This window comes from Vibrio sp. KUL70, from assembly GCF_059725515.1.
In genome coordinates, this window is the sequence record NZ_AP045834.1 from 1,073,508 (window position 1) to 1,095,691 (window position 22,184).

The following is a 22,184-nucleotide window of genomic DNA, read 5'->3' on the forward strand; positions in this document are numbered from 1 at the left end:
GCTTTATCGCGATTTATCTAAAATCGTTAACTTGGTTCAGATCTCACCTTGGTATTGAGTTTATAAATTGATTTGACCAGATCGATAGATACACTCGGTTCAACTTTACTAGAGTGTTGTACAGCAATGAAAAAAAGCACACTATTTTTATACATGGCAGTGCCTTCTCTGCTACTCACTGCTTGTGGTGGAGGCAGTGATTCTAATGATTCTACTCAGCCCAAAACAGCAGTACAGAGAGCTCTTGAGAGTGGTGACGCCTCGTTAGTCTCTGATGCGAATGAGTTTATTGCTGCGAGCGAATCGTTCGTGTCGGAGCTAAATCGTCAACACAATCAGATCAAAAACCATCTGATGCAAGGTGAGGGTGGAGAAACCCTTAATCAGCTGTTCTGGGACCCTACCCATGACGCCGCTATCATCTCTTCTACTTATGGTTTTAACGATCCCATCCTTAAAACCAACAAAGCGATGAATGAAGATTACACCGACCAAGAGTTAGTTATCGGTGTGGCTGGATACACCGCTTCGCAAACTCGCTATGCAGCATTGGCAAGTAACCCTTTCCGCACTCTACAACGGTATCCTAGCTCGGTTAACAAGCAAATGGAGACATGGTTAAAGAATCTGGTTAACTGGGCGGCAGGATCGGATAAGCCCGCGAAGATCGTGTTAGCTCAAATGGATCAGTCCTACTACTTTCCTGATGATGGTGCGACCCGAAACTGGATTAAAAATAATATTAATTCACATGCACTGATCAACGATGATGATGCATGTGATGCCGGTAAGCTAAAGGCGTGCCTCGAAGAGAAACCCGAGCTCTTGATCATTTCTCAGCAGCTAAATGATGGCGACCGCGTAATCGATGTAGTTGAAGGCTTAAACTACGCATTTGAACATCAGATCCCTGTGCTGTATCTGCATTTAGACGGGGGGATTACGGAACTCGGGCGTGCTCTGTTTACTGAAATGCACATTCAATATGAGGGTGACAACTATTGGCGTAAATTGGGGCTATCTGATTGGGACCCAAAGCAACTTCTTGATCAAATCCCAGATTTTATTTTGGCGGAGCAAGCCTTGTTACAGCGCCTCAAAAACGACAGTTTTAATGTGGATCTGAAGCTATGTGATGATAAGTCTTGCGCTGATGAATCGTTGATGGATGCCGAGTTTTACCGGGCAGCTAATACCCTTCGTATGCACCTGAATGGCTTAGATAAGCAGAAAGTCGACTTGTTCGCTAATAGTGATTATGAGTATGAAAAGTTGATACTGCTGTTAGCTGACAGTTATCGACAAGATGTCTCGTACCCAATGGATAAGAACAACACTGAAAGAATCGATTTTCTAAGGTCCTATTTCAGTGATTACGTACAATACCAAAGCCGATCGGTAAATGCCGCGCAGCCAAACCTAGGTAACTTTAGCACCAAAACGTTTGAAGACGTTCCGCTGATTAACAAAACGGTGACGTTGGAATCAAAACGCAATTTCCGCTCAGCGGGGGTGTATGCACTTCCCGGTCAGACCATCAAAGTCACACGTGTTGATCGCAATGATGTGAGTACATCCATCGCATTCAACTCACTACGCAGTGGTGCCACTCACGAGTTCTCAAAAGACGGCGGTTATGCGAGGCCTAAGTTCTTAACATCGGTGGCTTATCCGGTTGAACCTGGAGAAACCATCATTTTGACCTCTGCGTATGGCGGAACACTGCAGGTTCATTTTGATAAGAATGATATCAACGTTGAGCTGAAGTTCGAGAATGTTGCTCAGCATCCGGTGTGGCGAAGTGAAAAAGACAACGAACGCTTTGTTGCCGAGCTCGAAGAAGCGAAATTTGATTGGGCAGAGCTGATTACACCTGGCTTTGAGGTGCACTCAAAGTTGGACAAAATGCAAACATCAATCGGTTCAAGCGATTGGAACCAACCGCATGACATGGCTTTGGCGACCGAACGATACATGCATAATTTTCCACATGCGTTGGCTGGCTTTAGAGGGCCGGGAATCGATGAAATCGCCGAAGTGCATGGGTATGGAGACAGTAAAGGTTGGCAAGTTGAGACGATTGACATCGTCAAACATATGAACGCCGACCAAGCGACTTGTGGCTATGGCTGCTCTGGCAACCCTTATGATGCTTATTGGGCTTTTCATCCACTGGGTCACGGTGACTTACATGAGTTAGGGCATGGCTTAGAAAAAGGCCGATTCCGTTTTAGTGGTTGGGAAGGGCACTCTACAACCAACTATTACTCCTACTACAGTAAGTCACGATATTACCAAGATACAGGCACCGTATCATCGTGCCAAAGTCTAGACTTTAAAGGTCAATATGAACTTCTTCAACAGAGTCGGACACAACCTGATCCTAATGCGTTCATGGCGCAGCAAAGCCAAACTCACTGGAGTTGGGGAGCCCGTGTTTTCATTCAAATGATGATGTTAGCGCAAGAGCAGGGTGTTTTGGATTACGGCTGGCATATGCTTGGTCGACTTCACTTGATTGAACGAGAGTTTAATAGACTTAAATCAAGTGACGATCTTTGGAACATCAATAAACAGACGATTGGCTACAATAGCTACTCAAGGGAAGAGGCAAATCAAATCACCAATGATGATTGGTTGTTGATTGCACTGAGCTACGTCAATGAGCGTGATATGAGAAATTACCTAGACATGTGGGGCTTTAATTTTACGGATAAAGCTAAGTCTCAAGTGGCTGCGCTCAGTTTAACACCAATGCCTCTGACTTATTTTGCCAGTTCCAGCAGAGGGTATTGTGTCGATGAGTTTGCGAAAGCGCCAATTAGTGTCGATGGAGTAACGGCTTGGCCGCTAAACTAAGATAAAGGGGGAGCCTCAGAGGTTTCCCCCTTTTACATATCAACTCATTACTTAAATGTTGACCAAATCGGTGCGTGATCTGATGGCTTTTCAATGCCACGCAGTTCGTAATCGATGCCTGATTCGGTGCACTTTTCAGCGAGTTTTGGTGTGGCTAGAACCACATCAATGCGCAGGCCACGATTGTCTACAAAGCCTTTTGAGCGGTAATCAAACCATGAAAATTGATCGGTCACGTCTGGGTGAAGTTGACGGAAAGTATCAACAAAGCCCCAATCCAATAGTGTTTTTAGCCATTGACGTTCTTCAGGTTGGAATGAACATTTGCCTGTTTTTAGCCAACGTTTTGCGTTCGGTTCACCGATACCGATATCAGCGTCAATTGGACTGATGTTGATGTCACCCATCACAACGATCTGTTCGTCATTGCTGTGGTGATCATTGAGGTAAGTCATTAGGTCTTGGTAGAACTGGCGCTTATAAGGAAACTTAGTCTCGTGATTGATATTGTCGCCTTGAGGGAAGTAACCATTAAGCACAGTAGTCTTTTCGCCAGCCTCATCTTCGAACGTGGCCATGATCATGCGCTTCTGATGCTCTTCGGTGTCTGTCGGGAATCCCTTTTGTACAGAAACAGGCTCTTGCTTACACAGCATTGCAACACCGTAGTGCGCTTTTTGGCCGTGGAAGTAGACCTTGTAGCCCATAGCTTCAACATCAGCGAGAGGGAATGCTTCGTCATGAACTTTGATTTCTTGTAGGCCAATCACATCCGGTTGATGTTTATCGATGACTGCTTGAAGTTGATGTAGACGAGCTCTAAGGCCGTTAATATTAAAACTGATGACTTTCATAAATTTCCTCAGGGGAGGTCAGTGGGGATAATAGCTAAATCTTAACACCCCAAGCTAAGGTGACAACACCGAAAGCGGTTGAAAATAAGCGTTAAAAAATAGAAGACACGATTTATTAACATTTATATAAACTTTCGTTTTATATGTGACCGATTTGTGCTGTAATTGCAAGCTAAGCTATTCGTCTAACAGACATAAGTAGAATTGCATTTTCGCTATCGGTATGTTGTTAGGTCTACGGAAGTCTTTTGGCTTAAATAAGGATATTCAATGCGCTCACTTTCAGTACAGTGGAAGATCACCCTTTTGTCTGGGTGTTGTCTACTTATCACTTCACTCTCTCTTATTGGTTTTTCGATCTACAACGCTTCAAGTAACCAACAGGTGATTAAGTCTCAAAGCTCAGATTCTGTTATTCACAAAACGGAACAGTTGTTGTCATCAGTTTCGCAGTTAAATGCGCAGGAAACCCAGCGCTATGTCGATGAAGCGATTTATCGAGCTGAAATGCTAGCCGCGAGTGCTAAGTTCCTAAAGACCAATGCGGAAGAGAACTTCACGCCAAGTGAAGAGCTACGTACTGCATTAGATGAGATGATTCGTCGTTCAGTTTTAGATTTTGATTCAATTCTTGGTGCTTACTTGGTATTTCGTCCTGAAATGCTCGATGGTGAAGATGGAAATTATGTGGATGCCGATTACGTAGGTTCAAACGAAGTGGGTCGTTTTGCGCCGTATTGGAAAGTGGCAGATAACGGAGAGAACGTACTGTCAAATGTTCTGTCTGAGCAAACTCTTAATGACAACTCAAACAGTGAACGTTTTTATTGTCCGCTATCGAGCGGTCAAACATGTATCAGCACACCTAAGGTTGTAACGAGTGGTGGCCAGTCACTGTTAACTTCGTCGATATCTGTGCCAATCATGATTGATGATACACCAATTGGTTTTTTAGGTATCGACCTTCGACTTGATTCCCTGACCCAGATTGTTGCTAAATCAGATGCGGATCTGTTTGACGGTAATGGTGCGCTCTATGTAGTGAGTCTAGATGGCTCGGTGATTGCTGCAGATGACACATCAATTTCAATTGGTTCTCAATTCGTAAGTACAAATACAAGTAATGACCAACTTACCGACTTTATGTTCGGCGGTGAGGCAATGACTCAATGGAGCGAAAACGGAGAATGGTTGCTTGCTTTTGCTCCGGTTGTTGCAGCGAATCAGACTTGGGGCGTGTTGTTAGAGATTCCACGCGACAGTGTCGTTGCGGATGCAGATCTGCTGGATGCAATTATCAGTGATAAATTGAGTGAAGGTGTTAAAACGGAACTGATTGCTGGTGGCCTGTTCATTGTTATTGGTCTAGGGGTCATTGCGTTTGCTTCACTTTCTATTGTAAAACCGATTCGTCAAGTGGTTGAAAGGTTGGACGATATTGCGTCAGGTGAAGGCGATTTAACTCAAAGACTTGAGGTCAAATCTCAAGATGAAGTAGGGCAGTTAGCACAAGGCTTTAATCGATTCCTCGATAAGCTACAGCCAACGATCAAAGAAGTGATCGCAACATCAGAGCAAGTGGCGAATACGACCAGTGCAGCAAAGTCGTCAGCTTCGAGTACGCGTCAAAGCAGTGAATCGCAGTTTAAAGAGGTCGACTTGGTCGCGACAGCGGCAGAAGAGATGACGCAGACTGCAAGTCTAGTTGTCCAGAACGCTGAAATCGCAGTAGGTGCGGCAAGTGAAGCTAACTCTTCTGCAAAACAAGGGCAGCAAGTCATTGAGTTGTCCGCTGGCGAGATGAGGAAGTTGGTGGAGCGTATGTCGAGCGCAGTACCGATTGTTGAAGAGCTTGCCAAGAACAACGCCAACATCACAGATATCTTGGGTGTGATTGAAGGTATCTCAGAACAAACAAACTTGTTGGCTTTGAATGCGGCGATTGAAGCGGCGCGTGCGGGTGAGCAGGGGAGAGGCTTTGCCGTTGTTGCGGATGAAGTTCGTAATCTTGCAAGCCGTACACAAGCATCGGTAGGCGAAATTCGTCAAGTGATTGATAAGGTTCAAGCTGGAACGCAGGATGTCGTTGAAGCCATTCAAGAAGGAAATATCTTAGCGAATGATACAGCTCTACACGTTCAGAATGCGGTTGAGGATTTAGGCTCTATCTTTACTTCGATTGAGGCTATTAGCGATATGAATAACCAGATTGTCAGAGCTGCAGAAGAGCAACAATCGGTCTCTGGTGAAGTAAATCAAAGCGTAGTGAACATTCGTGATCTAAGCGCACAGATTCTTGAGCAGGCTTCAAGATCTGAAGAGCAAGGCAATCAGATTGATACCTTATCTCAGCAACAGCAAGCGCTAGTTAATCAATTCAAGGTGTAATCTTTTCTTCGTTTTAGAACAACAAAGGGACACGTATTTGCGTGTCCCTTTTCGTATGCTTTGAGGTTTAGCTACTCTTCGATAAACCAATAGCCTTTGTTTACTAGGTCCGTAATAAGAGCAATAGCAGATGGGCTGAATGCTTGTTCTGGTGTGATGATGGATTCATTGCATAGTGATGTTAACAGGGTGCTGTCACCATCTTCGACTTTAATAATTTCACCATTGATATAGGCCACGTTTGGCTCTGCCTCATGGTAAAGGGCTTTGAGACCAGAAACTTTGTATATCTCACCTTGTGCCGCTAAATGATTAGACACCTCTTCTGCTTTCCACAATGGCTCTGGCGCTACGATATCAAGCTGATGGCGCGACTGGCTCAGTAGGCAACCCATAAAGTCACTTATCGTGTTTGGTCGTTCGAACGCGGAATGGAGCATTTTTGTCAGGTTTGCAAGGTCTGACTGACGGATTTGACCAAAGTTGTTTTGCGCCTTGAACTCCGGATCATGAAGATGTGTATCACCCATGTCATGCGCAAGCACGAAGTCAGCAAAATTACTGATCAGCTCTTGCTCTTTAGGTGAGCGGTAACCAATTGAGTAACTCATTGAAGGCTCTAAAGTTGTCCCTTCATGAGGGAAGCCCGGTGGAATGTAGAGAATGTCACCCGGTTCTAATACTTGATCGATGATAGGATCAAAACCTTCAATTTGACGAAGCGCAGATGCTTGAATGCTCTCTTTATATTGTCCCTGATCTTTAGCGCCCACTTTCCACTGACGTTTGCCGTGACCTTGAACGATAAATACGTCGTATTGATCAATATGAGGACCCACACCACCATGCTCAGCTGAATAGCAGATCATCAGATCGTCAAATAACCAGTTTGGCAGTTGTTGAAACGATTCTGCTAATTGAGCTGCACCTTGGTGCCAGTGGTTTGCTGCTTGAACGATCAGCTGCCAGTGGCTTGGTGGGAGTTGTGCAAACTTATCTTCGCTAAATGGACCGTGTTCCGCTGACCACTTATTATCTTGGTTAGACACAAAGCGCGAGTCGACTTCTTCTTCCATTGATAATCCCGCCAGCTCTTCTGGACTAATTGGGTCAACGAAATCCTTGAATCCGCCTTTGATGATGGTCGGTTGTTTGTGCCAGTATTGTTCAACAAACTCGGCCATAGAGAAGTTAAGTTGGTACATGTGTATCCTGTAATATTCGTTCTAGGTGCTAGGTGCTAGTTTAGCTTGAAGGTCGTTCTCAACGATCTTTATCGCCTTTAAAGCGACTTTTGGGTCAATCTCGTTGCTTTCAAAAAGGTAGATAAGGTCAACCGCAAGTTTGATCTCATCTGGTGCGCTATCAAGTGGTGGTGGGGCTTGTTCAGTGCTCATCTCTATTCGGGACCTCTAAATCTATTTGCCTATGTATCTTCTTCATTGACTCTTCGCAACGCTCTAGCCGTTCAATCGCCAGTTGCCAAGCTTGTTCAGCCTGATCTTTTTGATAAGCAGGGCAGGCATCAAACTGAGCTTTTTTTTGCTGCACGAGAGCGGTTAAACGCCGTTGCCAATCTTGATGCTGAGCTAGGGCATTATAAAGTTGATTGGTAGAGTGTGGTTGGTGCAGATTACGATCGTCACGCAAGTCGTAATTTGCGAGCTCTCTCTGGAGTGCCGCTATCTGGTTAGTTAACTTTTCCGTTAAGTGAACCGCTCTTGTTGCTGTTAGTTGGTTTTTTGCTTGCTCGGAGAGAATCCTATGATAGTTGGATTGTGCTTCTAGCGCATACGGCATCAGCACCTTAGCTCGAGATTTAAAGAGGGTACTATCAAATAGCGGTTGATGGTATGTGCCACGAGCGCTATCTACTTGTTTACAGTGCCCGATTAATGTGTCGATAATTTTGCTGAGTTGCTTAAAGTGAGACATTCTACATCTAAACTTTTTACAGGTTTACAAACCAAGCTTCATAAGCCAGCTTGATCGCGAGTACACTCACCACGGTAACAAATACCGGGCGAATAAACTTGGCACCAAAGCGTATAGCTGAGTGAGCACCAACAAACGCGCCAACCATCAAACAGACGCCCATCGTCAATCCGAGAACCCAATCGATATGCCCTAGAATGGCAAAAGTCACTAGGGAGGTGAAGTTACTGGTGAAATTCATCGCTTTCGATAAGCCTGACGCGAGCAAAATGTTCAAGCGATAAAGCGCCATAGAGCTTACAGTCCAAAATGCACCGGTTCCAGGCCCGGCAACACCATCATAGAAACCCAAAGTAAAACCTTGAGCAATCTGCTTCTTCTTAAGAACGGGACAAGGTTTTGGGGACACGTTTTGGTTAGCATTCGGTGTTTTATGGAAAATCGTATAGATTGCGGCGGCCAAAATCACTAGCGGTAACACTTTTTCTAACCATTGAGTACTGATGGCATCGACGACCAATGTACCTACCGTTGCGCCAATTAAAGTCGCAATAAATGCGTTGACCCAGCACTGAGGCTTGAATAGCTTCTTTTTGTAGTAGGTAAAAGCCGCGGTTGATGATGCAAAGGTGGCTGCGAGTTTGTTAGTGCCTAGCGCGATATGCGGTGGTAAACCTAAAGACAACAGGGCTGGCACGGTGAGCATACCGCCACCGCCTGCAACGGCATCGATAAAACCGGCAGCGAAGGCAACCAGTGCAAGTATGACCAACATGGTTGGTTCAATCATTTCCATAGATAGCTATTATTCTCGTTATATGCTGTATCAGCAGCGTTGTTTTTCAAATTTGCCGGAGTAAATCTAAAACAAAATTTAGCAGGAGCGCTTAACAACCCTACTCATTAATATTTAATTGTACGTTTAAAAGGCGGTAGGGAGTCTAACAAGGACTTGCCATAGCGCTTTGTGACAATGCGTCGGTCAAGGATCGTGACTTTACCAGAATCTCGCTCTTTACGCAGCAGTCGGCCAACAGATTGAATCAGTTTTTTACTCGCTTCAGGAACGGTAATTTGCATAAATGGGTTTCCGCCCTTGGACTCGATATACTCTGAGTGGGCTTGTTCTACCGGTGAGGTTGGAACACCAAATGGGATCTTGGTGATGATTAGGTTTTCCAATAACTCTCCAGGCAAATCAAGGCCCTCTGAAAAACTACCTGTACCAAAAAGCACGCTGGTTTTTCCTTTATCTACAAGGTTTTTATGTTTTTTTAGAATTTCTGAGCGGGAAGTATCCCCTTGTACTTGCGATGCCCACCCCTTTTTAACGAAATCTGTAGATAAACCTTCCGCAACCTGATTCATTTGCCAGTATGAAGAGAATAGAACGAGGTTAGCTTTGTTGTCCTCAATGACTTTAGGCAGAATCTCTATAAGATATTCTGTAAACTGCGGAGCCTGAGGTTCGTATTTCATTGCTGGCACGATTAACTCTGCCTGATTTTGATAATCAAACGGAGAGGCTAACGCCAGAAACTGCACGCCATCTTCAGGTTTTTGACTGATACCAGCTTGATGGCAGAAGAAACTGAATGAATTTAGTGCTCGCATGGTGGCAGAGACTAATACTGCGCCGACACAACGGCTCCAGATCTGCTGGTCTAATTGCCAGCCGACTTCCAAAGGTGAAACATTAACAATGAAATCGCCCTCATTCTCTTTATTAAGCTCCAACCAGCGTGCCAGTGGCGCTCCTTTGTCACGTTTAGGCTCAGCCATTAAACGCCAAACTTGGGCCAAATTTTCAGTTCTCTGTATGTAGAAACCAATTTCAGCAAGCGCGGGTTCTGCGAGTTTGGCTGAGAGCTCACCATCTTTTACTCTTTCGGCAATCAGGTCGGCTATCTTTGCCACGGCTTGACTGGCTTTCTGACTCAACTGCTTGAGGTCTTTTGATTCACTTTCAAGCCATTCTGGAAGGTCACCGTGTTCAAAGCGATATAAGCCGTCTTCAAATTGGGTAGCATCGAAGCGCTTACTCAGTTGAGAAAGAGTTGGAATAAGTTGTTGAACAGAATCTTGCAGTTCATTTCTAAATCGATAGACCCGTTTCTCTTCCGCAAGGCCCGAAAGTTTACTGATTGATTGATTCAAACGCTCCAACCATGAGGCTGCGCCTTTTAAGCTTGCTGCTGCTGAAGAGTGATCACGTGCTACATGAGGTAGATGATGTGCTTCGTCGAACACATAAATGCTGTTTTCTGGCTCAGGTAGAATGACGCCACCGCCTAGATCTGCGTCTGCCATAACTAAGCTGTGGTTAGCGATAATGACATCTGCTTTGTCGAGTTCAGAGCGTGCTTTTTGGAAAGGACAATCTCGGTGTGCGGGCATACTGTTATTGCAGCTATGCTTGTCACTGACAATCATTTGCCAAATCATATCGTCAATTGGCTTAGGCCATGAATCTCTGTCACCATCCCACTTACCTTGAGCTAGGCTTCGATACATGGTTTCCAGCTGTTCTATGTCTTTCTTCTTTGGCTTTGACTCAAACATCGCCATCTGACCACCATCAGCACCACACGCCACGGCCAGTTTTTCCGCACAGCAGTACCTTTGTCGTCCTTTTGCCAATATAAAGGAAAACTCTCTATCGGTAAGTCGTCTATATAGAGGGAGGTCTTTATTGACCAGTTGTTCTTGTAAAGCAACGGTAGCGGTAGAAATGACGATTTTTCGGTTATTCAATACAGCCACAGGAATAGTGGCCATTAAATAGGAGAGGGACTTTCCGATCCCAGTACCGGCTTCTGCCACAATTATGCGATTGCTTTTATGGTACTGACCACAAAGAGTCTTTGCTATTTCAGCAACAAGGTAATTTTGAGCACGCCTAGGTACAAAGTTTTCCAACTGAGATTGAAGGTTTTGATAACTGGTGCGAATAGAATTCTGTATTTTAGTGGTTAGCATACTGTGACCCAAGTAACGGAGTCGCGATAGTAGCACATTTCACTAGTCTGTTCATTTTCGACGAAATAGGTTGCTTTTGAATCAAAGCTAGATCTTGTTCACAAAAAAAAACTGAACCTTCATGAAGTTAGCGATTTTATTTATTGCGTAAAATATAAATATCATAAAAAACACTGCCAAAAGATTTTAATTCTGCATTGTGCGCAATATTGGTGCTATTTCTAGTATATTGTGCTGTATTTGTTGTTTTAAAGTGTATTATATTTTCACCATAACAGCCCGAGATACGTCTCGTAAAACCATGAAAAAAAATGTAAGTAATTGAATTTGTTTAATTTGTCTTTTTTTTAGATTTGTTTTTAGAAGATTTGACACGCAGAGGAATCTTTTGCAATCTAGACCTCGAAATTTGGTGACGGTGATTAACCAACAAAGAGTGGTAATGACCATCACAATAAATAAAAAGGGAACCGGGCAAGGATCTCCCATTCTTAGAAAAGGCAGTGGATTTATTATGAAAAAGACTCTATTAGCTCTAACAATCGCAGCAGTATCAACTTCTGCGTTTGCTGTAGAAACAAGCTCTCAAAACTCTAAGCCAGAGTTCGAATTTGACCCAATGCACAAAGACCAGTTCTCAGTTTCTGGTGCTTTCGGTATCGGTGGTTACTACGATACACGTTCTAAGGCACTGTACGATGACTGGGCTACTGCACTAACAGTTGCAACTAGCTACCAGAACAACCGTCTACGCGGTTACATCGAAGTTGACCTAGAGCTGAACTACAGCACGGATGAGTCTAAGAAAGACATCCAATCTGGCCCAGGCACTGACGTTGATAAAGCGTGGTTAGGTTACGAAACAGATTTCGGTCTAGTTTCTTTCGGTTGGGAAAACGACACAGCTCTTGATAAAGTAGATGGCGCTGGTGACCTTACTTACGAATTTGGTGCATCTGCAGGCGACACTTCTGATGCGTTCAACGTGTTCAAGTTCGAAGGTAACACTTCTGGTTTTGCATACGGTATCTCTACATTCGAAACAAAAGATGACCGTGAAGCTGCAGAAACTGGTTACAATGGTTACATTGGCCTAGAAAAAGAAATCTTCAGCGTTTACGCGGGTTACGAAACTCGTGAAAATGGCGACAACGACATCAACGTAACTTCTGTATCTGGTAAGACTAAGCTAGGTGATGCATTCACACTTGGCGCGAACTTCTGGATCAACGACGCAGAGAAAGTTGGTAAAGAAACAGGTTACTACGTATCTGGTGCTTTCGCAGCATCTGAAAAACTTACTGTAGCTGCTGGTTATGCTGCAAACACTACAGAGTCTGATGTTGCAAATACAGCTGACGTTGATCAGTCTTACATGAACGTTGCTCTAATGTACACTCTAAACGACCGCGTAGACATGGGTATCGATATCAAGCAAGAACTAGATACTGGTAGTGACGCTGTTGACGAAGAAACTCACATCTTCGCTGCTGCATTCTACAGCTTCTAATCATTACTTAATAAGTAATAGCTAGAAATTGATAAAAGCCAGTCTCATGACTGGCTTTTTTACGTCTATATGCGGTGAATAGTTGTAAATTTATATAAAAACAGCCGCATTGTGCGGCTGTTTTTTGGGGTTTGGGTGTATAGGAGGCGATGATTATCGCACTATACCTCTTTCCACTCTCCAGGCTGTAAATCACCTAGACTCATCTCACCCATTGAGTAACGAATAAGGCGAAGAGTAGGGAAGCCAATATTAGCCGTCATACGACGCACTTGACGATTACGTCCTTCAATGATCGTAATCGCAAGCCAGGTCGTCGGAATTGCCGCACGAAATCGCACTGGTGGATTGCGTTCCCAAACACTAGGCGCTGGCATAACTTCGACTTTAGCGGGCAGTGTCATACCATCTTTGAGTTCAACACCTTTTCTCAATTTATCTAAATCGCTTTCATTCGGCACACCTTCAACTTGAACCCAGTAAGTCTTCGGTGACTTTGAATTGGGTTGAGTTAATTTAGCTTGATAGATGCCGTCGTTGGTAAGCACCATTAGTCCTTCACTGTCGCGATCTAAGCGACCTGCCGCGTAGATATCTTTTACCGGAATAAAATCGGCTAGGGTTTTGCGACCTTCACCATCGGTAAACTGACTGAGTGTGTCGAATGGTTTATTGAATAGAATCACTTTTCTATTTTCAATGGCGACTCTAGGTTTTTCTGTGCGTGGTTTACGTTTATAGCGCTGCTTACTCGACGAATTGCTTTTGGTAGCAGAAGAGGAACGGCGTTCATTTCCCTTATGCTTGGTACGCGATGTGGTTGTGCTGCCTTGTTTAAATTGACCACCTTGTCGAGAGGAGCCATTAGAGCGCGAAGTGCTACGAGAGCGAGTAGACATGTTAACTACCTTGCAAAAATGTAAACGAAGTGTGCTGAAAAGTTTTCACTGAAACGGAATTGAGCTATCATTTGCGCGCCTAAAAGACACAAAATAGAACAAGTTAATGGACTATAAAGTCCAATTTGTTTAATTATACCAACGTGTTTTATTATAACAACGCACTCACGGATTTGGTTCATGCCGTCATAAAACGGTATGAAAAATAATACCAATCACAGTAAGTAAGTGATCAAAAATAGCGCAGGGAAAAGGCTTGAGAACAAGGCGGAATTTTTCGATAAGTAGTTATTCTACAATCAAAAATTCTAACGCAGTTATCGAGCATTTTAACAAGCTAGGGTGAGCAATTATTTACTACGATTGGTATAAGATAGAGTACGACTATCGAGTAGACCATCGTCGCTCTCAAGCACTGTCTACTGGTCAATTTAAACATTCTCACAACGTGTGAGCTTGTCAGAACTATAGGGAAATTTCATGCCTACTGAAAAACCAACCATCATCTATACCATTACAGACGAAGCACCAGCACTAGCGACATACTCTCTACTGCCTATCATTCAATCATTCACTGCTTCTTCTGGTATCAACGTTGATACTCGTGATATCTCACTTGCAGGGCGTATTATTGCTAACTTCCCAGAGTATTTAACTGAAGAGCAACGTATTGGTGATGCACTTGCTGAACTTGGCGAGTTGGCAAAAACACCGGAAGCAAACATCATCAAGCTTCCAAATATTTCAGCATCTATCCCGCAACTTCAAGCAACCATTAAAGAGCTTCAAGCAAAAGGCTACGCACTTCCTAACTACCCAGAAGAAGCAAGCACTGAGGAAGAGAAAGCGATTAAAGCAACCTACGACAAGATTAAAGGCAGTGCTGTAAACCCTGTACTGCGTGAAGGTAACTCTGACCGTCGTGCGCCGCTTTCTGTTAAAAACTACGCGAAGAAAAACCCACACTCAATGGGTGCATGGGCTTCAGATTCTAAGTCTCATGTCGCGAGCATGGACGGCAAAGACTTCTTCGGTAGCGAAAAATCAACCACTATTGATGGTGAAACAGAAGTAAGCATCGAGTTTGTTGGTCAAGATGGTGTGAAGAAAACACTGAAACCAGCTTTTGCTCTGCAAGACAAAGAGATCATTGACACTTCAGTGATGAACAAAGCTGCACTCGTTGCTTTCTTTGAAAAAGAGATTGCATTAGCTAAAGAGCAAGATGTACTGCTTTCTCTGCACATGAAAGCGACAATGATGAAGGTGTCTGACCCTGTGATCTTTGGTCATGCGGTTAAGGTTTACTACAAAGATGTATTTGCAAAGCACGGTCAACTGTTCGAAGAGCTGGGCGTTGATGTGAACAACGGCATTGGTGATGTGTACGCTAAGATCGCAGCACTACCACAAGAGCAGAAAGAAGCTATCGAAGCGGATCTACAAGCGGTATACGAGACTCAACCACCACTCGCTATGGTTGACTCAGATCGCGGCATCACAAACCTACACGTACCAAGTGACATCATTGTTGATGCGTCAATGCCAGCGATGCTACGTTCTTCTGGTCAAATGTGGGGTCCAGATGGCAAGCAGAAAGATACTAAAGCGATGATCCCTGATCGTAGCTACGCAAGCATCTATCAAGCGGTTATCGATTTCTGTAAAGAGAATGGTGCATTTGATCCAACAACAATGGGCAGTGTGCCAAACGTTGGCCTTATGGCTCAAAAAGCAGAAGAGTACGGTTCTCACGATAAGACCTTCATTCTAGATGCTGCTGGTACAGTTCAAGTTGTTGACGCAAATGGTGCGGTACTTCTTGAGCAAGACGTTGAGGAAGGCGATATTTTCCGTATGTGTCAGGTTAAAGACGCACCAATTCAAGATTGGGTTAAGCTTGCAGTAACGCGCGCTCGTGCTTCAAACACTCCTGCGGTATTCTGGCTAGACGAATCTCGTGCACATGATGCAGAGCTGATTAAGAAAGTGAACGCTTATCTACCTGAACACGATACCGACGGTCTAGAAATCAAGATTCTTTCTCCGCTAGAAGCGACTAAGTTCTCTCTAGTTCGTATCAAAGAAGGTCTAGATACAATCTCAGTTACTGGTAACGTTCTACGTGATTACCTGACGGATCTATTCCCAATTCTAGAGCTTGGCACATCGGCGAAAATGCTGTCTATCGTTCCACTAATGAACGGCGGTGGTCTGTTTGAAACAGGTGCTGGCGGTTCTGCTCCTAAGCACGTGCAGCAAGTAGAAAAAGAAAATCACCTACGTTGGGATTCTTTGGGCGAATTCCTAGCACTGGCGGCTTCACTTGAGCACCTAAGTACAGTAACGGGTAATGCAAAAGCTCAAGTACTGGCGGATGCGCTAGATAAAGCGACAGGTGAATTCCTAGACATGAATAAGTCACCATCGCGTAAAGTGGGTGAATTAGATAACCGTGGTAGCCACTACTACTTAGCAACATACTGGGCTAAGGCTCTTGCAGAGCAAACGGCTGATGCTGAGCTAGCACAAGAGTTCGCAAGTATCGCAGCTAAACTCTCTGAAAGTGAAGAAGCGATCATTAGTGAACTAAACGGTGCTCAAGGTGTTAAAGGCGAACTGGGTGGTTACTACCTATTTGATGATGCTTTGACTTCAGCTCTGATGCGCCCAAGTGCGACTTTGAATGCAGTGATTGATGCATAGTCTTTCTTTTTTAGATTAGTTTAAATCTCGCCAAAAACGCTCCTTCAGGAGCGTTTTTTTATTGCACCAACTAAAAACGCCCTGTTTGAAACAGGGCGTTTGTAATAAGAGCGGTAGATGAATAGCGACTACTTTGTTTGGCTAGTTTCTAACGGTACTACGGAGCTTGCGTGAGACCCCTTCGGGCCGCTTTCAACTTCATAATCAACTTGTTGCCCCGCCTTAAGTGTACGGTAACCCTCCATTTGTATCGTTGAATAGTGTGCAAAAATGTCACCTTCTTCACCCTCTGGACAAATGAAACCAAACCCTTTGGCATTGTTAAACCATTTTACTGTACCTGTAGCCATGCTATACATCCCTCATGCATTTTGTTACTGATGTTGTTATCAACCTTAAATGTGTCATTGTTACGATTCTGGAACCACGACACTTATCGTCGTTGTTCCGAACTTATACATTGCTGACATGAAATATCGCTGCCTTGCGTAATTATTCCGTGTTGTTAAATTTTAATGTAAAAAAACCTTTTAGCTCCAATGTAGCTAATGATTGCGCACAGTCAATAGCAAATTGGTATAAAATTGAACATTTTTAATAACAAATCACACCTGAGAATTTCAACTATCCATTAACTAATCTATAACTTAAGGGCGCAAATATTTGTTTTATGTACGTTTGTGCTGCCTTTTTAATCAATCACATATGTTAATCGAAGCAATAAGCATCTTTTATTTGCAGCAAGGTAAATGGTGGATTAGGCTCAATATATGGGTTGGATTTTTGGTCTCGTTTTCTAACACCGTTTCTTAGTACACCCCAAACGGTGAATGTGGTAGATTTAAATATCGCACATGTCCGATTTCCCAAAACAACCTTAGCAAAGCTAACATGAGTAGAAACTTTGAATGGGCGGCTCCAGGCTCTGATTTACTGGAGAAAGAAAAAACGAAAGTTAAGCCACCGGCAATGTATAACGTCGTACTTAATAACGATGATTACACGCCAATGGACTTTGTAATCGAGATCTTAGAGCGATTCTTCTCATTAGATATCGAGAAAGCAACGGAAATTATGCTCAAGGTTCATTATGACGGTAAAGCTATCTGTGGGACTTACAGCGCAGAGATAGCGGAAACAAAAGTAGCGCAAGTGACGATGTATTCAAAGGAAAATGAGCATCCGCTACTATGTACAATGGAGCAAGCTTAAAGACTTGTTCGGACAACACTGTTGTTCCCTTAGGAGGTACTTATGCTGAATAAAGAATTAGAATCAAGCTTGAATGGCGCTTTTGCTCGAGCGCGAGAAAAGCGACATGAGTTTATGACTGTCGAGCACCTCCTACTTGCATTATTGGAAAATGATGCGGCTAAGGAAGCGTTATTGGCATGCCAAGCCGATCTGGATGCTTTGCGTAACGAGCTCGATATTTTTATCGACCAGACCACTCCTCTTATCCCAGAAAGCGATGAAACGCGTGAAACTCAACCAACACTTAGTTTTCAACGCGTACTACAGCGTGCTGTTTTCCATGTTCAATCATCAGGTCGCAGTGAAGTCACTGGTGCCAACGTTCTTGTTGCTATCTTTAGTGAACAAGAGTCTCACGCGGCGTATTTGTTGAAAAAGAACGATATCAGTCGCTTAGATATTGTTAACTTTATTTCTCACGGCATCACCAAAGCAAGTAACGAAGGCGATAGCGCTTCATCGCCTGACTCATTCGGCGCAGAAAACGCCGAAGAGGCGAATTCAGAGGATAGACTTGAAAACTTTGCGACCAACCTAAATGAAGTCGCGAAGAACGGGAATATTGATCCACTGATAGGTCGTGACAAAGAGCTTGAACGCACAATTCAAGTGCTATGTCGTCGCCGTAAGAATAACCCTCTGCTTGTAGGTGAAGCTGGTGTAGGTAAAACCGCGATTGCTGAGGGGCTTGCGTGGAGAATTGTCGAAGGCCAAGTGCCGGAAGTGATTCAAAGCAGTGTTATCTACTCACTAGATATCGGCTCTCTACTTGCGGGTACTAAATACCGAGGCGATTTTGAGAAACGTTTTAAAGCGATTCTTAAACAGTTAGAGAAAGAAGAAGATGCGATCTTATTCATCGATGAAATCCACACCATTATTGGTGCGGGTGCAGCATCGGGTGGTCAAGTTGATGCGGCAAATCTAATTAAACCACTACTGAGTAGCGGTAAGTTGCGCTGCATTGGTTCAACGACTTATCAAGAGTTCAGCACTATCTTTGAGAAAGAGCGTGCATTGGCTCGCCGCTTCCAAAAAATTGATATTGTTGAGCCTTCACTTGATGACACAACTAAGATTCTAATTGGTCTCAAGCCTAAGTACGAAGCGCACCACGAAGTTCGCTACACCAATAAAGCTCTTCGCGCTGCAGTAGAACTATCGGCTAAGTACATTAATGAGCGTCACCTTCCTGATAAGGCGATTGACGTCATTGATGAAGCGGGTGCACGTAGTCGATTAGCACCTGCAAGTCGTCGTAAGAAAACGGTGAGTGTTGCTGATATCGAGTCGATGGTTGCTAAGATGGCTCGTATTCCTGAGAAGTCAGTCTCTTCTTCAGACAAAGACATTCTGCAAAACCTAGATGACCGTATGAAAATGTTGGTATTTGGCCAAGATACGGCTATCGACGCATTGAGTGAGGCAATTAAGCTTACACGTGCTGGTTTAGGTGCTGATAACAAGCCGGTTGGTTCATTCTTGTTTGCTGGCCCAACGGGTGTGGGTAAAACGGAAGTGACAGTACAACTATCGAAACTGATGGGTATTGAACTACTGCGTTTTGATATGTCTGAGTACGGAGAACGTCATTCGGTGAGCCGTTTGATTGGTGCGCCTCCAGGTTATGTGGGCTACGATCAAGGCGGCCTTTTAACTGATGCGGTTATTAAAAACCCGCACTCTGTCGTCCTACTTGATGAGATCGAGAAAGCGCATCCAGATATCTTTAATCTACTCTTGCAAGTAATGGATAACGGTACTCTCACGGACAATAATGGCCGTAAAGCGGATTTCCGCAACGTGATCTTAGTGATGACAACCAACGCGGGTGTGACTGAAACAGAGAAGAAATCAATCGGTCTGATCCAGCAAGATCATGCGCCAGATGCAATGGGTGCAATCAAGAAAGTGTTCACTCCAGAGTTCCGTAACCGTCTTGATAATATCATCTGGTTCAACAGCTTAGATCCAACAGTAATTAGCCAAGTGGTTGACAAGTTCATTGTTGAGCTTCAAGTTCAGCTAGATGCTCGTGGCGTCTCCCTAGAGGTATCAGAAGATGCGCGCCATTGGTTAGCAGAAAAAGGCTATGATAAAGCGATGGGTGCGCGTCCAATGGGGCGTGTGATTCAAGAGCAACTTAAGAAGCCTCTGGCAAACGAGCTGTTGTTTGGTAGCTTAGTTGATGGCGGTACTGTGAAGGTAACGCTGGAGAAAGATGAGCTGCAATTTAGCTATGTTGGTGCGAAAGAAGAAGTGATGCACTAACAGGGTGAGTAGTTACCTAAAAACTTAACTTTAAAAACGCATGACTCAGGTTGTGCGTTTTTTTATGTTTTGAAGATACGAGATATGAGATACGAGATATGAGATACGAGATACGAGATACGAGATACGAGATACGAGGAGTTGGGAAAGTGGATAGAACAAAATCCCAAGCGTTGGGCAATAAAAAACGGAGCACTAGGCTCCGTTTCTTATCGTATTCACTAATGAGACATTAACGAGCACGGAAGACGATGCGGCCTTTAGAAAGGTCGTATGGAGTCATCTCAACAGTAACTTTGTCACCAGTAAGAATACGGATGTAGTTCTTACGCATTTTACCAGAGATGTGTGCTGTCACTACGTGACCGTTTTCAAGCTCAACACGGAACATTGTGTTTGGTAGAGTATCAAGGACAGTGCCTTGCATCTCGATTACGTCTTCTTTAGCCATCTAATCCTCTTTCGACATTTGGCGGTTTTCAACGGCGCTGAATGTGCCGTCAAAATCAAATTATATAAAGTTGTGGCGTATTCTACCCTTGCCACACTTGATTTACTAGCCTTTGATGACGTTGAAATCGCACTTTATAGTTCATAGCGCGGCATTCGTCGATTTGATAACCCAAATAGAGCCACTGTTTTTGGGTTTGTTGAGCATGTTGAATTTGAAATAAAACACCAAGCGTACCTAATGATAGATCAATATCTGGGTCGAAAAAGGTGTAAAACGCGCTAGTGCTGTGATTCATCACATCAGTGACGGCGATCGCCACCAATTTTTCACCTTGATAGATGTGTAAATATTGGGTGTTTAGCCAATCGTTTTTTGAAAACTGCAAAAATTCTTCTTTTTTCGGCGGATACATGGTGCCAGAACGGTGACGAGCCGTAATGTAACGGCTATATAGATCAAACCACGATTCATCCATTTTCGGCTTCACTGTCCAATTAAAGGATTTGGCTTTGTTAAGAAGACGCTTTTGGCTTTTCGAAAGCTGTATGTCGGGAATGGGTAATCTTAAAGCGTGACAAGAAGAGCAATTATCACAATGAGGTTTGTATATGGTTGCGCCACTGCGACGAAATCCATTGGCTAACAAAATTTCGTAGTTATCTGGTGTGTGCATGTGTTCGTCAAGTGTGACAGCCACACGTTCTTGTCGCTCTGGTAAGTAGCTACAACTATGATTATCGGTTAATCCGATTCTGATCTGATGTAAGCCTGAACTCATTCCGAACAATCCTCGAGCCATTGTGGTTGAAAGCATGCAGCAGCAATAGAACGCTCTTTTAATAATGACAGAGATTCGAGAAAAGTCTCTCTTTCGATTTCCATCGCACCGAGCGACTCCAAATGAGGATTCATGACTTGGCAATCAATCAGTTGCCCGCCATGTTGTGAAAAATGGCGGCAAAAGTACCATAGGGCTATCTTCGAGGCGTTGGTTTTAGTACTAAACATCGACTCACCACAAAAAAGCTCGCCACGAAGAATGCCATACAAACCACCGATCAACTCGTCTTCATTCCACACTTCAACGGAATGACAATGGCCCATTTTCGCCAATTCGATGTAAGAGCGCTGCATATCTTGGTTTAACCATGTCTCTTCAGCGGGGCGTAGTGATGAACAAAGACTAATCACTCTGTCTGTCGCTTGGTTGATGCTTACACGATACTTGTGTTTACGCTGAAATTTTTTGAGACTTTTAGCCGGTTGAAATGTCTTAGGATTAAATACGGCTCGCGGAGCTGGGCTCCACCAAAGGATAGGTTCGCCAGGTCCGTACCATGGAAAAATGCCATAACTATATGCATTGAGAATACGGGCAGGAGAAAGATCGCCACCAAATGCTAGCAATCCGTTTGGATCATCCAGCGCTTCAAATGGTGAAGGGAATTCTATACTAGTAGTATCCAACTCTGTTAAGTATATAGTCATCGCTATCGCTTATAGATTTACTTAGACCAAAGGTCGTTAGGAGTGTTGTTATGAAGAAACTGCTTTGGATTTTACTGTTTTTGCCTTTTATAGCAAATGCAGCCTACAACAGGAATCAAGCTAGACCGGTCAATGAGGTGGTGTATGGAGAGATTGATACTGTACGTTATATCACCCAACAAGAGATTGTAGAGTCAAAAGCCAATGGTTGGGAAACCCTGCTCGGTGCGGCTATTGGTGGTTTGATTGGTAATCAGTTTGGTGGAGGCACGGGTAAAGAAGTGGCAACTGCAGTTGGTGCAGTTGCTGGGGCAGGTATCGCAAGAAATAGAGCCAATACCCAGTATCGGGTAGAGTACAAACTTGTCGAGTTATTGGTTAAAACAGAGGACAATAAGCTGGTCAATATCATTCAAGACGTGGACAGTTCGATGCTTTTCTCGCGTGGTGACGACGTTAGAATTTTATACTTTTCTGACGGTGTTCGTGTTGATCTTGTGTACTAGTTTGCTATTGCACTTTGTTTGGTGATTGATTGTGGTTTTTCTGGTCGATTTGCTCTGGAGTTCATCGAAAAAGTTCGTTAG

Annotated in this window: 17 protein-coding genes and 1 pseudogene; 7 read left to right on the plus strand and 11 right to left on the minus strand. The window is 43.8% G+C overall.

The features are described 5' to 3' along the window. Nucleotides 1-126: 126 nt before the first annotated feature. A complete protein-coding gene (locus AC6I7V_RS04940; protein WP_498011449.1) occupies nt 127-2,859 on the plus strand; it encodes an ImpA family metalloprotease in 2,733 nt (910 codons plus the stop codon). A gap of 47 nt (nt 2,860-2,906) precedes the next feature. On the opposite strand, the gene xthA is transcribed toward AC6I7V_RS04940, so the two are convergent. After that, the gene (gene xthA / locus AC6I7V_RS04945) at nt 2,907-3,713 is read right to left on the minus strand and encodes an exodeoxyribonuclease III (RefSeq protein ID WP_255231025.1); all 807 of its coding nucleotides are present in this window, start codon (nt 3,711-3,713) and stop codon (nt 2,907-2,909) included. Nucleotides 3,714-3,983: 270 nt separating this feature from the next. Between xthA and AC6I7V_RS04950 the strand changes: the two genes are divergently transcribed. After that, nucleotides 3,984-6,101, plus strand: a complete 2,118-nt coding sequence (locus AC6I7V_RS04950; protein WP_498011450.1) for a methyl-accepting chemotaxis protein — start codon at nt 3,984-3,986, stop codon at nt 6,099-6,101. A 71-nt stretch (nt 6,102-6,172) separates the two neighbouring features. On the opposite strand, the gene AC6I7V_RS04955 is transcribed toward AC6I7V_RS04950, so the two are convergent. The 5 genes from AC6I7V_RS04955 to dinG form a co-directional block, all read right to left on the minus strand. After that, on the minus strand, nt 6,173-7,306 hold the full coding sequence (locus AC6I7V_RS04955) for a ribosomal protein uL16 3-hydroxylase (protein ID WP_498011451.1): 1,134 nt from the start codon (nt 7,304-7,306) through the stop codon (nt 6,173-6,175). A gap of 21 nt (nt 7,307-7,327) precedes the next feature. Beyond that, complete coding sequence (gene rsmS / locus AC6I7V_RS04960) at nt 7,328-7,498, minus strand: pleiotropic regulatory protein RsmS (RefSeq protein WP_255231022.1); 171 nt, start codon at nt 7,496-7,498, stop codon at nt 7,328-7,330. Continuing rightward, nucleotides 7,488-8,036, minus strand: a complete 549-nt coding sequence (locus tag AC6I7V_RS04965) for a primosomal replication protein (RefSeq protein WP_498011452.1) — start codon at nt 8,034-8,036, stop codon at nt 7,488-7,490. The genes rsmS and AC6I7V_RS04965 overlap by 11 nt, the downstream gene beginning before the upstream one ends. A gap of 16 nt (nt 8,037-8,052) precedes the next feature. Further along, the gene (locus AC6I7V_RS04970; RefSeq protein ID WP_255231020.1) at nt 8,053-8,832 is read right to left on the minus strand and encodes a sulfite exporter TauE/SafE family protein; all 780 of its coding nucleotides are present in this window, start codon (nt 8,830-8,832) and stop codon (nt 8,053-8,055) included. A 107-nt stretch (nt 8,833-8,939) separates the two neighbouring features. Continuing rightward, nucleotides 8,940-11,015 (minus strand): ATP-dependent DNA helicase DinG, encoded by a 2,076-nt coding sequence (gene dinG, locus AC6I7V_RS04975; protein ID WP_498011453.1) that lies wholly within the window; start codon nt 11,013-11,015, stop codon nt 8,940-8,942. A 514-nt stretch (nt 11,016-11,529) separates the two neighbouring features. Here dinG and AC6I7V_RS04980 point away from each other — a divergent pair. Further along, a complete protein-coding gene (locus AC6I7V_RS04980; protein ID WP_255231018.1) occupies nt 11,530-12,525 on the plus strand; it encodes a porin in 996 nt (331 codons plus the stop codon). A gap of 161 nt (nt 12,526-12,686) precedes the next feature. Here AC6I7V_RS04980 and AC6I7V_RS04985 read toward each other — a convergent pair. Further along, a pseudogene (locus AC6I7V_RS04985) lies at nt 12,687-13,283 on the minus strand (pseudouridine synthase); the annotation flags it as partial. 621 nt (nt 13,284-13,904) lie between these two features. On the opposite strand from AC6I7V_RS04985, the gene AC6I7V_RS04990 reads away from it, so the two are divergent. After that, nucleotides 13,905-16,130 (plus strand): NADP-dependent isocitrate dehydrogenase, encoded by a 2,226-nt coding sequence (locus AC6I7V_RS04990; RefSeq protein WP_498011454.1) that lies wholly within the window; start codon nt 13,905-13,907, stop codon nt 16,128-16,130. 128 nt (nt 16,131-16,258) lie between these two features. Here AC6I7V_RS04990 and cspD read toward each other — a convergent pair whose 3' ends face one another. Beyond that, entirely contained in the window at nt 16,259-16,480 is a 222-nt protein-coding gene (cspD, locus tag AC6I7V_RS04995; RefSeq protein ID WP_255231015.1) for a cold shock domain-containing protein CspD, read from the minus strand. A gap of 541 nt (nt 16,481-17,021) precedes the next feature. On the opposite strand from cspD, the gene clpS reads away from it, so the two are divergent. Together clpS and clpA are read left to right on the plus strand one after the other, a co-directional pair. Beyond that, complete coding sequence (gene clpS, locus AC6I7V_RS05000) at nt 17,022-17,342, plus strand: ATP-dependent Clp protease adapter ClpS (RefSeq protein WP_255231014.1); 321 nt, start codon at nt 17,022-17,024, stop codon at nt 17,340-17,342. A 42-nt stretch (nt 17,343-17,384) separates the two neighbouring features. Further along, nucleotides 17,385-19,655: an ATP-dependent Clp protease ATP-binding subunit ClpA gene (clpA, locus tag AC6I7V_RS05005; RefSeq protein WP_498011455.1), complete on the plus strand. Its 2,271-nt coding sequence runs from the start codon at nt 17,385-17,387 to the stop codon at nt 19,653-19,655. A gap of 232 nt (nt 19,656-19,887) precedes the next feature. Here the strand turns inward: clpA and infA are convergent, their stop codons facing one another. From infA to aat, 3 genes are all read right to left on the minus strand, one after another. Continuing rightward, a complete protein-coding gene (infA, locus tag AC6I7V_RS05010; protein WP_001040192.1) occupies nt 19,888-20,106 on the minus strand; it encodes a translation initiation factor IF-1 in 219 nt (72 codons plus the stop codon). 82 nt (nt 20,107-20,188) lie between these two features. Then, nucleotides 20,189-20,887 carry an arginyltransferase gene (locus AC6I7V_RS05015; protein ID WP_498011456.1) on the minus strand — a complete coding sequence of 233 codons (699 nt, stop codon included), beginning with the start codon at nt 20,885-20,887 and terminating at the stop codon, nt 20,189-20,191. Further along, a complete protein-coding gene (gene aat / locus AC6I7V_RS05020) occupies nt 20,884-21,597 on the minus strand; it encodes a leucyl/phenylalanyl-tRNA--protein transferase (RefSeq protein WP_498011457.1) in 714 nt (237 codons plus the stop codon). Before aat ends, AC6I7V_RS05015 begins: the two co-directional genes overlap by 4 nt. Nucleotides 21,598-21,647: 50 nt before the next feature. On the opposite strand from aat, the gene AC6I7V_RS05025 reads away from it, so the two are divergent. Next, entirely contained in the window at nt 21,648-22,103 is a 456-nt protein-coding gene (locus AC6I7V_RS05025; RefSeq protein WP_498011458.1) for an outer membrane lipoprotein, read from the plus strand. Nucleotides 22,104-22,184 lie beyond the last annotated feature (81 nt).

Excerpts from the sequence above, each read along its gene's own strand:
- AC6I7V_RS04940 (WP_498011449.1), top strand. The coding sequence starts at position 127 with ATGAAAAAAAGCACACTATTTTTATACATGGCAGTGCCTTCTCTGCTA.
- xthA (WP_255231025.1), bottom strand. The coding sequence starts at position 3,713 with ATGAAAGTCATCAGTTTTAATATTAACGGCCTTAGAGCTCGTCTACAT.
- AC6I7V_RS04950 (WP_498011450.1), top strand. The coding sequence starts at position 3,984 with ATGCGCTCACTTTCAGTACAGTGGAAGATCACCCTTTTGTCTGGGTGT.
- AC6I7V_RS04955 (WP_498011451.1), bottom strand. The coding sequence starts at position 7,306 with ATGTACCAACTTAACTTCTCTATGGCCGAGTTTGTTGAACAATACTGG.
- rsmS (WP_255231022.1), bottom strand. The coding sequence starts at position 7,498 with ATGAGCACTGAACAAGCCCCACCACCACTTGATAGCGCACCAGATGAG.
- AC6I7V_RS04965 (WP_498011452.1), bottom strand. The coding sequence starts at position 8,036 with ATGTCTCACTTTAAGCAACTCAGCAAAATTATCGACACATTAATCGGG.
- AC6I7V_RS04970 (WP_255231020.1), bottom strand. The coding sequence starts at position 8,832 with ATGGAAATGATTGAACCAACCATGTTGGTCATACTTGCACTGGTTGCC.
- dinG (WP_498011453.1), bottom strand. The coding sequence starts at position 11,015 with ATGCTAACCACTAAAATACAGAATTCTATTCGCACCAGTTATCAAAAC.
- AC6I7V_RS04980 (WP_255231018.1), top strand. The coding sequence starts at position 11,530 with ATGAAAAAGACTCTATTAGCTCTAACAATCGCAGCAGTATCAACTTCT.
- AC6I7V_RS04990 (WP_498011454.1), top strand. The coding sequence starts at position 13,905 with ATGCCTACTGAAAAACCAACCATCATCTATACCATTACAGACGAAGCA.
- cspD (WP_255231015.1), bottom strand. The coding sequence starts at position 16,480 with ATGGCTACAGGTACAGTAAAATGGTTTAACAATGCCAAAGGGTTTGGT.
- clpS (WP_255231014.1), top strand. The coding sequence starts at position 17,022 with ATGAGTAGAAACTTTGAATGGGCGGCTCCAGGCTCTGATTTACTGGAG.
- clpA (WP_498011455.1), top strand. The coding sequence starts at position 17,385 with ATGCTGAATAAAGAATTAGAATCAAGCTTGAATGGCGCTTTTGCTCGA.
- infA (WP_001040192.1), bottom strand. The coding sequence starts at position 20,106 with ATGGCTAAAGAAGACGTAATCGAGATGCAAGGCACTGTCCTTGATACT.
- AC6I7V_RS05015 (WP_498011456.1), bottom strand. The coding sequence starts at position 20,887 with ATGAGTTCAGGCTTACATCAGATCAGAATCGGATTAACCGATAATCAT.
- aat (WP_498011457.1), bottom strand. The coding sequence starts at position 21,597 with ATGACTATATACTTAACAGAGTTGGATACTACTAGTATAGAATTCCCT.
- AC6I7V_RS05025 (WP_498011458.1), top strand. The coding sequence starts at position 21,648 with ATGAAGAAACTGCTTTGGATTTTACTGTTTTTGCCTTTTATAGCAAAT.